Origin of the sequence: Psychrobacter sp. AOP3-A1-26 (genome assembly GCF_052378235.1) — a bacterium.
Classification (GTDB): Bacteria; Pseudomonadota; Gammaproteobacteria; order Pseudomonadales; family Moraxellaceae; genus Psychrobacter.
The window spans coordinates 1-14,385 of the sequence record NZ_JBQSXN010000079.1; the positions used below are offsets into that span (position 1 = coordinate 1).

Consider the following 14,385-nt stretch of genomic DNA (forward strand, 5'->3'; position numbering starts at 1 on the left):
ATATAATTTAGCGTTGCACTTGGTGTGTTAATCTAAGGGACATTGATTAGCCAAGCGCAGCATACCCTGATTATTTCTACGCCCTATTTTGTACCCGACTATTCGCTCATCAGTATTTTATCCGCCACAGCCTATCGCGGGGTTGAAGTAACGATGATTTTCCCTAAAAACAACGACTCCTTTATTGTAGCCGCGACCAGCCATAGTTATTACTGGCAATTGCTGGAAGCTGGGGTAAAAATTTACGAATACCAACCAGGCCTACTACACGCCAAAACCTTGACCGTCGATGGTGAAATCAGCCTGATTGGCTCGACCAATTTAGATTTGCGCAGCTTTGATTTGAACTATGAAAATAACATCGTCTTTAGTGATAAAAAGCTAACGGCGGATATTGTGGCGCGTCAATACCAGTATATCGCGGACTCAGAAGAAGTGACACGTGAAGAAGTTAGAAACTGGCCGCTGTCTTATAGAATTTGGAATAATATCATTGCCACCATGGGGCCCGTTTTATAGGGGCTATTTTCTAATATGAAAATTAATAAGTTAAAACGATTTAGCTTATTGCGCTGTGATTTTTTGCAGAATATAGACGATAAATTTTGCTTCGGTTGTGAACGGTGTGGTTGCAACCTTCGCTAACAGTGCTTGTCTTTTTTCGCTACGCGCGCGATAGGCATAAGGAGTCATGGTCAGCAAGTCAGCCAGATCCTCCGCTGATAATGTCAGCTCGGTACTGACACGATACCTATCTAACAGTTTAAAATACGGCGATAACGCTTGCAAAAACTTATCAGAATCATGCTCACGAACATCGTCAAATAACGCCTCGCGCATCGTCGCTAAATGTTCAATATCGGGCTTTGCAATGATTAAATAACCAGCATCGCTTAATACTTCATTAAACGCTTCTGGCAAGATAGGACTAAAAATACTGCTAATACCCGTTAGGCTATGTGTCCGTAATGGTAAATACGCAGCACTGGTTACTAATGGATAAATAGCTGTTGTTTTCGCCGCGCCATCCTCTGGTTTCTGATACCAAAGCCTGCCTAATGCTTTACTCACTTTCGCAAGTTCTAGCACGGCAGGTTTACTGATATCTGCTGCAATCAAAGTGTCCATACCCGTTTGCGCCATTGGCTGCGTGTAATAACCCTCACCACAACCAATATCAAGCCAGTTGATTGGCTGTCCTTTTTGGTTAGTCTTGACCTTTTCTAGCGACAGTAACTCTGCCATTTTTTGGCAAATTAAGTCATTTAACGACTGATAATGTCCCGCATTTAAAAACCGCTGGCGTGCTTCGATTGATTGCTGGCTGTCCCCTGGCGCTTTGGATTTTTTTTGTTGCACAGGCAACAGATTGACATAACCCTGACGCGCCACATCAAACGGATGAGCGGTTTGTTTAGGATTTAGGCTACCATCACATCGCCACGTATCCGCCGCTGGTATTAGAGGTGATTGGCAAAGGGGACATATAAATAAGGACACAAGCATCTCGAGGTCATAGCAATTTGGCTGATATTTTAACAAAATTCAGCTGTCGTAAGTAATAATAAAAGGCATGACACACCCTAACAAAGAGGCCATAAAATAAATAGTAAAAAAGCCACCTCAATTATTTTGAGATGGCTTTTTTAATCTTATCTTGTAGATGATCTAACGTAGCTTTAAAGTCATCAGACCAAGGATAACGAGAACAATAGCGATAATCCAGAATCTTGCCACCACTTGGGTTTCTTTCCAGCCAATTTCTTCAAAATGATGATGCAAGGGTGCCATACGAAAGACGCGTTTTTTGCGGAGCTTATACGAGCCAACTTGCAGCATCACCGACAACGCTTCGGCGACGAACAGCCCACCCATAATTGCAAAGGCGATTTCTTGACGAGTCATCACCGCAATCGTACCCAACATTGCTCCCAATGATAGCGCACCGACATCACCCATAAATACTTGGGCTGGATGAGCATTAAACCACAAGAAGCCTAATCCAGCGCCAATCATCGCCCCGCAGACAATAATCACTTCAGAGTTATAGGCAATATAAGGCACATGTAAATAATCGGCAAAACGTGCATCGCCTGACACATAGGCCATCGCGCCTAAACCTGCCGCGACCAATACTACTGGTAAAATCGCTAAACCATCCAAGCCATCGGTCAAGTTGACGGCATTTGATGCGCCATTTATCACAAAATAGGTAAAGATAATAAAGCCAATACCAAACGGCACTGCCGAAAAAGGAATCATCCAATCTTTAAAGATAGGTATTAACAAATCCTGCATTTCGCGAGTGGTATTAATATCCGGCTGTAGCGTGGCGATATAATATAAAGAAACACCGACGAATAACGCGCCCATGGATAGCCAAAAGTATTTTTTACGAGCGATGAGACCTTTGGGGTCTTTATATTTAATTTTAAGCCAATCATCGGCCCAGCCGACTGCACCGAAGATGACCATCACAACGAGCAAAATCCAAACATACGGATTACTCAAGCGCGCCCAAAGTAACGTCGATACCCCAATCGCACTCAAGATCAATACCCCACCCATGGTCGGGGTGCCCGTTTTTGCCAAATGCGATTGCGGTCCATCATTGCGAATCGCCTGACCGTATTTCAGTGCACGTAGGCGTCGAATGACACGCCCACCAAAAATCATGCTAAAGGCAAGGGCGGTAATGACCGCCAGTAACGCACGTAGCGTCAACGAAGAAACCGCAGAAAACGGCGTATAATACTGACCAAGCCAGCCAAACAGCCAAACTAACACCGCCTACTCCTCGACTAGCGCATTGATAAGTGTTTCCATCTGCATGGAACGAGAGCCTTTGAACAACACCGTACAGGACTGAGCCTGTTGCGCTTGCAAGTAAGACTGTAAATACTGTAATAAACTATTTTTATCGGTAAACGCATGAGCACTGATATCAGAAATCTCTTGCGCCCCAGCCACGGTATAAGGTGCGTATTCACCCACACAAAGCAGCACATTGATACCAGTGGTCGCAATCGTACGGCCCAAACTCTGATGCTCGCTAATCGCCGCATCACCCAGCTCAGCGATATCACCCAATACCATCACTTGCGTGCCAGTCTGCGCTGCCAACACTTTTGCCGCAGCACGTACCGAATGTGGATTGGCATTATAAGTATCATCAATCAAGCGATGCATACCAAGCAGCTGGCTGTTTAAGCGGCCTTTGGCAGGACGCGCATTTTCAAGCCCGATAACAATGTCACTGACTTCAATATTTAGTGCATGGGCACAGGCAGCCGCAGCCAAGGCATTATTGACATTATGCTCGCCCGCTAGTGGCAAGTTGATATCATGTACTTGATTGCCAATATGCAATTTAAACTCACTGCGCTCAGGCTCGACATCTAAATGGCTGGCACTAACATCAGTATTACCAAAACCAATGACATGTGAGGTGTGTTTTTCCGCGATGCGGCGCAGCTGATTGGTAAAATCGTCTTTATCAGGAACAATGGCAAATTGCGTATCGCTCAAGGTATGATAAATCTCAGCCTTGGTTTGGCAAATACCTTCGCGGCTGCCAAATTCACCTAAATGCGCCGTGCCGATATTTAAAATACAAGCCACATCAGGCTGTACAATCTCAGTGGTATAAGCAATCTCACCAATATGGTTGGCACCCAATTCTAAAATGGCATAGCGATGATGATCTGATAGTTCGAGCAACATCATTGGCACACCCAAATCATTATTTAGGTTGCCACGGGTAATCAATGTCGGCGCCAGTCTGCCAAAGATACTGCCAAGCATCTCTTTACAGGTGGTTTTACCGCTCGAGCCAGTGATTCCAATTACCGTGAGATTTTGATGCTGCTGGCGGCGATAGGTGGCTAGCTGACCTAACGCTAAGCGCGTGTCACTGACAACCAACTGCGGGATCGTATTTGGATGAACAGTAGAAATAGGCTTTGATACGATAGCAGCGACCGCACCTTGTGATGCGGCCATCTCAATGTAGTCGTGTCCATCGAAATTATCACCACTCAGAGCCAAAAAGATATCACCCGCTTTTATGGTGCGGGTATCGGTAGCGATACGAGTGCTTTTAATATTATGATTTGATTCTACTTGCTCTTCACCCAGCTGCCAGCGCCCATTCACTGCCATTGTTGCCGCAAGCAGATTATCTGCTTGCCAAACATACAGCCCTTGCGACTGAATGATATTATCGTTGTCGGCTGTCATAGTGATTACCTTATATGATGACTACTTATTTTTTATATTAAAATATCAAAACTTATTTGAAAAAATTAAAAAATGGCTTGCAACCGCTGCTATTTATACGCGTCGAGCTTGCGCTAAAGCATGATGCAAAATAACACTGTCATCAAAATCATGACGGACATTATTAATTTCTTGATAGGTCTCATGACCCTTGCCAGCGATGACGACGATATCATCAGCAGCTGCATGATTGACCGCGTATTCGATGGCTGATCGGCGCGTAGGCTCAATATGAGTACGTTGATATTGCTCGGTATTCATCCCCGCTTGCATGTCTTGTAAAATCGCATTTGGGTCTTCGGTACGCGGATTATCTGCCGTCAAAATAACTTTATCTGCACCAGCCAATCCTGCTTGTGCCATCAATGGGCGCTTGCCAGCATCACGGTCACCGCCGCAACCAAACACAGCCCATAGCTGACCTTTACAATGGGTTTTAAGGCTAGCGAGCACCTGACTTAAGGCATCAGGTGTGTGGGCATAATCGACGATAAAACAGCCCTCATTCGACGGCACACGCTGCATACGTCCAACCGCACCTTGTAGCTGCGAGATAACGGCTGCAATGCGCTCCAAACCAATCCCTAGGGCTACAGCAGCGGCAATCGCCGCAAGCAAATTCGCCACATTAAAACGCCCGAGTAAGGGACTGACTATCTCTACACTACCCGCTTTCTCGTTACCGAAATCAGTACGCAGATTAACCTTAACCCCTTGCAAGCTCGGTGCGATTTCAGCGGCGACAAAGGTGGCTGTTTTCGAGGCGTCTAAACTATATGTCCAAACCGTTAAGCCGCTATTGTGCGCCGTATCAAGCATCACCGGCGCGTGCTCGTCGTCGATATTGATAATAGCGTGGGTCAAATCTGGGAAATGTGCTTTATCAAACAGTTTGGCTTTTGCTGCTGCGTACTCTGCCATGTCGGCATGATAATCTAGATGGTCACGGCTTAAGTTGGTATAAATCGCCACTGATACGGGCATACCTTGCAAGCGCTGCTGATCCAGACCGTGCGAGCTGGCTTCCAGTGCTAGGAGCTCAGCGCCTTCTACACCCATTTGATACAAGAACTGCTGGACGGCTAATGCGTCACCTGTGGTATGGCTGGCTGGCTCCAAAGCGCCTAGTCTCCCGTTGCCTGCCGTACCCATTACCGCGCTACTCATACCCGTCAATTGGGTCAATTGTGCGACCAATTGACTGATGGTCGTTTTGCCATTGGTACCCGTCACTGCGACGACCTTTGCCAAGCTTACTGGCTGCTGATACTGCAAACGTGCTTGAATTAAGCTTCCTAAAAAACCACGGATATTGGGCACATATAAAACAGGGCAAGGCAGCGCTGCAAGCTGCTGCTCGGCGCTAGGAGTGCTATCGTCTGTTAGAGAGATATTGGCATGTGGCGGTACATTTGCCTTAGCCATTAACGCGATAGGATCGATTTCCGATAGGATAAAAGCGGCACTTTCAGCAGCTTTTAAAAGATAGCCACGACTTTTTTGGCAGTTTGGTGTGTGGCTTTTTAATAGGACAAACACATCGCTCGGCTCTAGCTGACGACTGTCTAAACAGAACTGCTGAAATGGCATATTAGCAACCGCACTGGTTAGACTTGAATTAGCCTGAGCGAATGGTCTTGGTGTTAATGATTCTTGTATGGTTGACTGGATGATAGGCGGCGATATCAACGCCGTTAATGCCTGCTGCAAATTATCATTATTGCGGTCGCTGGCTTCGAGCAGTTGTTGCAAGCTCACAGTAACGCTGCTTGGCGACATGGTAGACAGGGTCATGGGCAAATCCTAAACAGTTAACACAAATCAAATAATAAATAGCTGAACCAGTAAAAAGCTGACTTCCATAGGCTTACCACTATGGTTATGGGTCTTCCGTTTTTAATGGTTTATCCAAAGGCACATTATATAACCGCAGCGCCTCTTTCATGACGTTATGAAAAACGGGGGCTACTGTTAAACCAGCATAAATCTGACCACGTGGATCTTCGATTAACATCACTCCGACCAGCCTTGGGTTGGATGCTGGCGCCATACCCGCAAAGACGTTGCGATATTGATCGGTATAATAACCGCCTTTTGGATTGATACGCCGTGACGTACCGGTTTTACCAGCGACTCGATAACCATCAATAGCCGCGCCTTTTGCCGTACCGCCAGTTTCGGTGACGCCTTCCATCATTTGCACGATAGACATCGCTTGTTCGTGCGCCATAATGCGTTTACTTGGCTGCGATTTGTCATCTTTGATGAGGGTCAATGGATGCATCACCCCACCTGCTGCTAGCGCTGAATAAGCCTGCGCTACCTGCGCTAATGTCACTTGTATGCCATAGCCATAACTGACTGTCGCCCGTCTTGAAGTTTCTTTTTCTTTTGGTGTGACGACAAGTCCACTTCCTTCACCTGGGAACTGTAGCGGTGTTTTTGCGCCAAAACCAAACTTCTTTTGCATGTTAGTAATGCCATCAGCTGGTAGAGACAACGCAATTTTGGTAGAAGCCACGTTACTGGATTTTTGGATTAGCGTCGCCATATTAATCATCCCCAGATTATTATGGTCACGAATGGTATAACCACGGACGCGAATGGAGCCAGGGTTGGTATCGATCAACGAGGTAGTAGTATATTTACCCGAATCTAAAGCCGCAGCAACCGTGAATGGCTTCATCACCGAACCGGGTTCAAAGACATCAAGAAGTGCACGGTTACGCTGGTTTTCACCAGTCATTTCATTGAGGTTATTAGAATTAAACGATGGCCATGTCGATAGTGCCAATACTTCACCAGTTTGGACATCCACCACCATGCCTGTTGACCAGCGGGCTTTTTGTAAGCGGCCTGCTTTTTCTAACTCTTTATATAGCAAGTACTGCAGACGCGAATCGATGGTCAATGCCACATTTTTGCCTGGCACTTCTGGTTCAACCTGTTTAATCTCTTTAAGACTGTTTTGTTTGGCATCTTTTAACACCAGAACCTTACCATCTTCGCCTGCCAGCTCAGTTTCATACAAACGCTCAACACCAGCACGCCCTTCGTAACCACCGTCAGGGTCACTGGCGTTTTGACCCATAAAGCCCAATAGCTGCGAGTTGGGTTGCGGCTGTGGATAATAACGCTGAAAGAAGTTTTTCTCATACACGCCAGGGAAATCAAGCGAGCTAACACTTTGAGCAATCTCAGGCGTTACTTTATTCAGCAGTGGCAAGTAGTGCGAGCCTGCACCTGATGGTAGTGCCGCTTTGACCGCTGCTTCATCAGTCACATCGATACTATCGTCGATAGCGGTGACTCTTTTTAGCTCGGAGACCGAAATATTGGCGGACGCAGCAAGCTGAGTTAAGTCCATATTATCCAGACGCTTTTGCATACGAGAGATCAGCTGCGGGCTGTTAGGATTGGTAATAATAATCCGCTTGAGCTCGTAATATTCACGCGCGTAATCATGCGGACTAAAGGATACGGTTGCCAGTGGCGCGCTGACCGCGAGAGGCAAGTCATTACGATCGGTAATCATGCCACGATAAGATTTTTGCGTGCGCACGCTGGTAATGAGCTCATTGCCCTTATCTTGATAAAACTGCGCATTGGCCACTTGGAGATAGTAAGCACGACCGATGAGCGCTGCTAAGATAATAAGCGCCAAACCCCAAACGGTACGAAAACGGTTTTTATCTTGTTCAAAACCACCGCGAGAGGAAGCACCCGAAGCCTTACTAGAAAAAACCATCTTACTTTTACGGTTTTTTACACTGGTATAGGCGCCTTGATCCTCATTGTTTTTTAGGCGACCAAACAGCTTGGCTTTGCGATTCTCAGCGGATTTATTGTTCGGTTTGCTGCTCGTTTGACCCGATTTAGCGGCACTAGCACGGCGCAACGGTTTGGTTACCTTGCCGCTGGCTGATTTTTTATTGGTGTTTTTTACTGAGTCTTTACCAGTTTTGGATTTGGACTTTTTCTCACTCATTGTCCTGCCTCCACTAGGTCAGAATTGGTTGCAGCAACCTCAGGAGGTACGACTCCAGCAGTATCATTCGTCGAATCTGTTTCGATAATATCTGAATCATTAGCAGCAACGGTATCTGAACTACTGGAAGAATCAGTCAATGCTACCGCAACCGCTGCCCCCGGTTGAATAATCAGCTTGTCTTTGAGGGTTGGCGAAAACATGCCTAACTCAGCAACCGCACGACTGGCAATTTGCGGCGTCGCACTAAAAGTCTGCTGTTCAATAAGTAGGCGCTGATGTTCTACTTGGAGCTTACGTTCTTGTTTTTTCATGTCTTGCAAGGTTTTATAGTCCTGATGATATTGCTGAACACCTTCAGCAGTTTTGATACCGCTCCATAAAATAGCCGCTGCCAATAGTAATAATATGACCACATAAATACTGACCACATTGAACCGGCGCACGAACAATTCGCCAATATCGGTATTAGGTGGCGGTGCGGTGCGGCGGTTGGTAGGTTTGTCAGATATTGCCATGACGATCTCAAAAAAGTGGAATTCAAAGTATAAAAACGCGATAACGGGTTGTGAGTAATAAAACCCTCATGCGCCATCAACACCCTCAACAAAGGTAAAACCATACAAAAAGGTAACTGCCGAGCCTAGCAGACAATGTTTACAGATTTTTAACAGCTGCGTAAGTATTAAAATAATTAATCATAAACAACTAACAGAAACCGATTAAAAGTATCTACTTAAGATTATTGCGGTAAAAGCCTTCTCATTCTTATGACTCAACATTAGGCAGATAATCGATATCCGTGCGCGTTGCCATGCGTAACCACGCGCTACGCGAACGGGGGTTATGACTTATCTCTGCCTTGCTAGGCCCAACGCGTTTGGGCTTACTGAAATAACGTGGGCGCTTAGGCGGCATTGGCAAATTCTCATCTTCTGGATATTGCCCTTTGCTATGACGCTGCAAAAACTGTTTAATACGGCGGTCTTCTAACGAGTGAAAGCTAATCACGGCCAGCTGTCCACCTGACTTTAAAATTGGAATGCTTTGTTCTAAAAAGTCATCGACATCGCCAAGCTCATTATTAATAAAAATTCGCATGGCCTGAAAGCTTTGGGTAGCTGGATGCTTACCGCGTTGCCAGTTTGGATGCGCGACTTTTATCACTTCTGCCAGCTCAAGCGTGGAGTCATAACTGTCCATCTGTTTAATAGCGCGCGCAATCCGGCGACTATGGCGCTCTTCACCGAACTCATAGAGCACATTGGCTAAAGTTTCATCATCGACCTTTTCCAGCCACTCAGCAACTGACTGTCCACGGCTGGTATCCATGCGCATATCAACTGCACCATCGCGCATAAAGCTAAAACCACGACTGCCGTCATCAATCTGCGGTGATGAAATACCCAAATCTGCCATCAAACCGTCAATTTGCATGATACCCATCGCCGCTAGACTATCGGTCAACGTCGCAAAACTATCATGAACTACTTTTACGCGGCTATCTATACTCGCAAGCTCTTGAGCCACACCAATGGCTGTTGGGTCTTTATCAAAGACAATCAATGTTGCATCATCGGCAAGTTGACTTAATAATAAACGGCTATGACCCCCGCGCCCAAAAGTTGCATCGACGTAGATGCCACTCATTTGTAAACGCTTCTGGCTGTCACTGCTTTGTTCGTCACTGTCTGTTTGCCTTGGTAACGACTTGACACCCAATACCGCGGCAACCGCCTCTTGTAATAATACCGCATCATGAACAAAGCTTAACGCATCAGAGGTCGGTTGTTCTGTCGCAGATTCCTGAGCAGGTTTATTGTCAGAAGCGCTTTCTACAGCAGACGGAATGACCATTGACTCAGAATCATCAGTGGCTGAAGAAGGATTTACTTTAGGATTTGGCGTATTTTTTGGCTTATTATTCAATTTGGACACAAACAACTCAGTAAATGATGACCATTTTGGCCAGTAATAGTAAAAAATCAGATGAAAATAAACAAGTTACAACTTGCCTAACATTATTATCGCAAGGTTACACGGGTAGTCAAGCGCTAGAAGGGCATTTCGTTAAAAATATCCCCTCTTCTGTTATACTAGCGCTATATTTTACGCTATTTTTCAACGTTGACTGCGATTGTTTCAACCGTATTTTTTATTGCCATTTTCCAACGATAACCATATTCTGAGATTTCTATGACACAAATATCTACTACTAACCGCACGCGCCCTGTACGTACTCGCATTGCGCCATCGCCTACGGGCTTTCCTCACGTGGGCACCGCTTATATTGCGCTATTTAATTTAGCCTTTGCTAAAGCTCATGGCGGCGAATTTATTTTACGTATCGAGGACACGGATCAGACACGCTCGACCGAACAATCTGAAAAAATGATTTTGGATGCGCTGCGTTGGGTCGGTCTTGATTGGGCAGAAGGTCCAGACATCGGTGGACCGCATGCGCCATACCGTCAAAGCGAGCGTAGTAACATTTATAAAAAACACGCTGAGCAGCTGATAGAAAACGACCATGCGTTTCGTTGTTTCTGTAGCAGTGAAGAGCTAGATGCGATGCGTGCTGAACAAATGGCCAATGGCGAAACGCCGCGTTACGATGGCCGCTGCGCCCATTTAGCTCCAGAGAAAACAGAGCAATTAATCGCTGAGGGCAAGCCACACGTGATTCGTATGCGCGTGCCAACCGAAGGTAACTGTCAGGTGCATGACATGCTACGCGGCACAGTTGAGATTCCTTGGACGCAAGTCGATATGCAGGTGCTGCTAAAAACTGACGGTATGCCCACTTATCATTTAGCCAACGTCGTTGATGACCATTTGATGGACATCAGTCACGTCATGCGCGGTGAAGAGTGGCTTAACTCTGCGCCGAAACACCAGCTACTTTATGAGTATTTTGGTTGGGAGATGCCAGTATTGTGCCACATGCCATTACTGCGTAACCCAGATAAATCAAAATTGTCTAAACGTAAAAACCCAACTTCTATCACCTACTATCGTGATGCTGGCGTGCTACCTGAAGCCTTGCTTAATTACCTTGGTCGTATGGGCTACTCAATGCCTGATGAAGCTGAGCAATTTACCTTGGATGAGATGATTGCCAGCTTTGATATTCAGCGCGTGTCACTTGGCGGTCCTATCTTCGATATCGAAAAGCTTAATTGGCTCAATGCTGAGTGGCTACGCGAGCTGACGCCTGAACAGCTAAAGAATAAAATCCTCGACTGGGCCAGTGACAGCGATAAATTAACTGCTATCGCCGCCGCTATTCAACCTCGTATCGAGTTGCTGTCTGATGCGGTTAATTGGAGTGGCTTTTACTTCCAAAACTTACCTGATATCAATGCCGAAAGCTTTACCCATAAATCACTCGCCCCTGAGCAAATTATTGAGATGCTACAACTGGCATTGTGGCAGCTAGAAACCTTGCCAACATGGTCAGAAGAAAATATCTACGCCACACTAAAAGGCCTTGCCGCGCATCTCGATATCAAGATGCGTGATTTTATGGCACCGTTCTTTATCGCTATCGCTGGTAGCACCTCATCGACGCCAGTCATGAACTCGATGGCTATTATTGGCGCGGACATGACCCTAACACGCTTGCGTCATGCGGTTGACGTATTAGGCGGTTTGGGTAAAAAGAAACTTAAAAAGCTTGAGAAACAAGCAGCAACGTTGCCAGATTTCTTAGCTACTGAATAATTCTTAACTTGTTAATTAACAACATGATTAGAAAGTAAAAAAAAGGGGTCAGGCTAATACTGCCCCCTTTTACGTTACTCCTAGCATTTTCATAATGATACTGATTGTTTATTGAATACATAAAACAGGAAATAAATATGGCCGCCAAAACCGTCACCATAGAAAGTAAAGATCATGTCTTTAACACACTAAAAGAAGCACAGAAATACTATGGAGCAATCGTAAAAGAGCTTTATGACGCAAAGCTCACTCTGACCACAGGTCAGGACTTTGAAGATTTAAAATGGATATACAGCACCTATTGCCAATATACAAAACATAAGCTAGATCGGTTAGATGCGTGCAACATAATTGGCTTTAAGGGTATCAGCACAGTACAACAAAAGGGCGGACAATATATCCCCACTGAGTGTTGCGCAGTACTTTTCTCCGATGACAGCTCTAATGATACGGAAGAAGAGTTTTTCACTGATAAAGCCATTAAAGAGATCGCCCTTAAGCAAAATCCACGTTAATTTAGAATCATAACGAAGATAAAATAGATTTAAATGCTTTTTTTAGTAGTTTTATCAATTATTTTGAAAATAGCAGTTGACAAGACTGCCGCACTTACATAAAATACGCACACTCTTAGCGAGGGGCTATAGCTCAGTTGGTAGAGCACTTGCATGGCATGCAAGGGGTCAACGGTTCGACTCCGTTTAGCTCCACCATACTATTTATCATAAAGCTCAGTTTACTGAAACTTGAAAATAAATACTCGCTAGTAGAACGATATCAGCACCTAGGCACGGCTTGCTCTATTATTAATAGATAAGTTCTCTGATATTGTGAAGTACCGTTGTAACCGCTTGGTTATAACACTCTATGCGTCCCCATCGTCTAGAGGCCTAGGACACCGCCCTTTCACGGCGGTAACGGGGGTTCGAATCCCCCTGGGGACGCCACTATTCGGCGTTACTTATTAGCACTTTTGCTTAGCACCTTTAAACATTAGATTAGACTAATAAGCGAACAATAAAAAAGCCCAGTCATCATACGGTGACTGGGCTTTTTTATGTCTGTTATTTCCGAAAACGGCTATTAATGCTGTATAAGCCATCAGGAATATTGATAACATGTAGAAGCTCTCTAGCTCTCTATAACATAAGAACAATTAAGGCTATCACAAGGAAGTATTGGCTATGTTTGGTATTGAAAATTATCTAGGGTTTATCATGGCAGCCATTTTGTTAAACCTAACCCCTGGCACCGATAGCATGTATATCATCACCCGTAGCATCTCACACGGTCGCCAAGCAGGGTTTTATTCCGTACTAGGTATTATCTCAGGTATTTTAGTGCATACCTTGTTGGCAGCGCTGGGCTTGTCCATTATATTGGCCAACTCCCCACTGGCATTTATGATCGTCAAATACATTGGTGCCAGTTACTTGTGCTATTTGGGCGTCAAAATGCTAATGGCTAAACAGCAGCCCTTGATAGCCAGTCATTTGCAAGAAAATGGAAAACCGGCACCTACTAAGTCTTTAGATCATTGGCAAATATACAAACAAGGCTTACTAACCAATACCTTTAATCCAAAAGTCGCTTTATTTTTCTTGGCATTCTTTCCGCAGTTTATCGACGCCAGTTATGCTTATAGCATGTTGTCATTTATCGTTTTGGGATTGACCTTTGCTATTACTGGCTTTATATGGTGCTTTTGTTTGGCGCTATTGGCATCGAAATTCAGTGAAAACCTAAGAAAAAATCCATCTATCGAGGTCGTTTTAAATAAGATAAGCGGTGTGGTGTTTATTGGTTTGGGAATTAAGCTGTTGACTGAAAAAGGTTGAATGTTTTCTTAGTTTTTTAAAGCCTGTATATAGAGCACTCTGCCCTATTCATTTCGAGCAGCGATTAGACTTCATGTTTTAACCCCACTATACTCACTGCCAATGAATCAGCTTAAAAACAGGGATAAACAGGTAGTTCTATGACTTTTTTAAAAATATTCTCAGCAATTCTCGGTATCACTGTATTAATAGGCTCTATTTACCTCATCAATGATAGTACGGTTACTGTTGACTCTGTTGCCTGTGACGTCTCTAATGATAATGACATTGTTTTATACGGTGCTGTCTGGTGCCCATATTGCGAGCAGACTAGACAGTTGCTCGCCTCGCACAATGTTGACTATTGCGAATACGATATCGAGCGCTCTGCTGAGGGCTTTCGACAATACGAAAGCCTAGGCGGTGGCGGTGTGCCTCTGCTGTTATTTAATGATGAAGTGATTCGAGGCTACAATAAACCTGCTATTGAGTTACAGGTGAAAAACCAGTAAAGCACCTCATGATATAGACAACTATTCGATGGACGGCACGTCGATTGCCAAGCCTAAAATTTGCATT

Annotated in this window: 12 protein-coding genes and 2 tRNA genes; 7 read left to right on the forward strand and 7 right to left on the reverse strand. The window is 44.9% G+C overall.

The annotated features are described in order from the left end of the window. Positions 1–42: 42 nt before the first annotated feature. Positions 43–519, forward strand: a complete 477-nt coding sequence (locus ACT3TU_RS11415; RefSeq protein WP_225736986.1) for a phospholipase D-like domain-containing protein — start codon at positions 43–45, stop codon at positions 517–519. 45 nt (positions 520–564) lie between these two features. Here the strand turns inward: ACT3TU_RS11415 and ACT3TU_RS11420 are convergent, their stop codons facing one another. From ACT3TU_RS11420 to rsmH, 7 genes are all read right to left on the reverse strand, one after another. Then, the gene (locus tag ACT3TU_RS11420) at positions 565–1,506 is read right to left on the reverse strand and encodes a putative RNA methyltransferase (RefSeq protein WP_192524601.1); all 942 of its coding nucleotides are present in this window, start codon (positions 1,504–1,506) and stop codon (positions 565–567) included. A gap of 162 nt (positions 1,507–1,668) precedes the next feature. Beyond that, entirely contained in the window at positions 1,669–2,787 is a 1,119-nt protein-coding gene (gene mraY / locus ACT3TU_RS11425) for a phospho-N-acetylmuramoyl-pentapeptide-transferase (RefSeq protein WP_192524600.1), read from the reverse strand. 3 nt (positions 2,788–2,790) lie between these two features. Beyond that, entirely contained in the window at positions 2,791–4,239 is a 1,449-nt protein-coding gene (locus ACT3TU_RS11430; protein WP_192524599.1) for a UDP-N-acetylmuramoyl-tripeptide--D-alanyl-D-alanine ligase, read from the reverse strand. Positions 4,240–4,332: 93 nt separating this feature from the next. Continuing rightward, positions 4,333–6,072 carry a UDP-N-acetylmuramoyl-L-alanyl-D-glutamate--2,6-diaminopimelate ligase gene (locus tag ACT3TU_RS11435; protein ID WP_192524598.1) on the reverse strand — a complete coding sequence of 580 codons (1,740 nt, stop codon included), beginning with the start codon at positions 6,070–6,072 and terminating at the stop codon, positions 4,333–4,335. An 85-nt stretch (positions 6,073–6,157) separates the two neighbouring features. After that, positions 6,158–8,266: a peptidoglycan D,D-transpeptidase FtsI family protein gene (locus ACT3TU_RS11440; RefSeq protein ID WP_192524597.1), complete on the reverse strand. Its 2,109-nt coding sequence runs from the start codon at positions 8,264–8,266 to the stop codon at positions 6,158–6,160. Beyond that, complete coding sequence (ftsL, locus tag ACT3TU_RS11445; RefSeq protein WP_192524596.1) at positions 8,263–8,784, reverse strand: cell division protein FtsL; 522 nt, start codon at positions 8,782–8,784, stop codon at positions 8,263–8,265. Before ftsL ends, ACT3TU_RS11440 begins: the two co-directional genes overlap by 4 nt. 250 nt (positions 8,785–9,034) lie before the next feature. Next, positions 9,035–10,204: a 16S rRNA (cytosine(1402)-N(4))-methyltransferase RsmH gene (gene rsmH / locus ACT3TU_RS11450; RefSeq protein ID WP_318779295.1), complete on the reverse strand. Its 1,170-nt coding sequence runs from the start codon at positions 10,202–10,204 to the stop codon at positions 9,035–9,037. A 258-nt stretch (positions 10,205–10,462) separates the two neighbouring features. On the opposite strand from rsmH, the gene gltX reads away from it, so the two are divergent. The 6 genes from gltX (at position 10,463) to ACT3TU_RS11480 (ending at position 14,318) form a co-directional block, all read left to right on the forward strand. After that, positions 10,463–11,989 carry a glutamate--tRNA ligase gene (gene gltX / locus ACT3TU_RS11455; protein WP_192523591.1) on the forward strand — a complete coding sequence of 509 codons (1,527 nt, stop codon included), beginning with the start codon at positions 10,463–10,465 and terminating at the stop codon, positions 11,987–11,989. A 137-nt stretch (positions 11,990–12,126) separates the two neighbouring features. Then, positions 12,127–12,504 carry a hypothetical protein gene (locus tag ACT3TU_RS11460; protein ID WP_192523592.1) on the forward strand — a complete coding sequence of 126 codons (378 nt, stop codon included), beginning with the start codon at positions 12,127–12,129 and terminating at the stop codon, positions 12,502–12,504. Between the two features lie 122 nt (positions 12,505–12,626). Beyond that, positions 12,627–12,702 (forward strand) — tRNA-Ala (locus ACT3TU_RS11465). Positions 12,703–12,860: 158 nt separating this feature from the next. Further along, a tRNA-Glu gene (locus tag ACT3TU_RS11470) sits at positions 12,861–12,936 on the forward strand. Positions 12,937–13,173: 237 nt separating this feature from the next. Continuing rightward, complete coding sequence (locus ACT3TU_RS11475) at positions 13,174–13,827, forward strand: LysE family translocator (protein WP_192523593.1); 654 nt, start codon at positions 13,174–13,176, stop codon at positions 13,825–13,827. Positions 13,828–13,967: 140 nt separating this feature from the next. Further along, entirely contained in the window at positions 13,968–14,318 is a 351-nt protein-coding gene (locus tag ACT3TU_RS11480; protein ID WP_192523594.1) for a glutaredoxin family protein, read from the forward strand. Positions 14,319–14,385: the final 67 nt, after the last annotated feature.

Bases quoted from the DNA above. Each gene is read 5' to 3' on its own strand.
- ACT3TU_RS11440 (WP_192524597.1), bottom strand. From the start codon at position 8,266: ATGAGTGAGAAAAAGTCCAAATCCAAAACTGGTAAAGACTCAGTAAAA.
- ACT3TU_RS11475 (WP_192523593.1), top strand. From the start codon at position 13,174: ATGTTTGGTATTGAAAATTATCTAGGGTTTATCATGGCAGCCATTTTG.
- ACT3TU_RS11430 (WP_192524599.1), bottom strand. From the start codon at position 4,239: ATGACAGCCGACAACGATAATATCATTCAGTCGCAAGGGCTGTATGTT.
- gltX (WP_192523591.1), top strand. From the start codon at position 10,463: ATGACACAAATATCTACTACTAACCGCACGCGCCCTGTACGTACTCGC.
- ACT3TU_RS11460 (WP_192523592.1), top strand. From the start codon at position 12,127: ATGGCCGCCAAAACCGTCACCATAGAAAGTAAAGATCATGTCTTTAAC.
- ACT3TU_RS11480 (WP_192523594.1), top strand. From the start codon at position 13,968: ATGACTTTTTTAAAAATATTCTCAGCAATTCTCGGTATCACTGTATTA.
- ACT3TU_RS11435 (WP_192524598.1), bottom strand. From the start codon at position 6,072: ATGACCCTGTCTACCATGTCGCCAAGCAGCGTTACTGTGAGCTTGCAA.
- ACT3TU_RS11420 (WP_192524601.1), bottom strand. From the start codon at position 1,506: ATGCTTGTGTCCTTATTTATATGTCCCCTTTGCCAATCACCTCTAATA.
- ftsL (WP_192524596.1), bottom strand. From the start codon at position 8,784: ATGGCAATATCTGACAAACCTACCAACCGCCGCACCGCACCGCCACCT.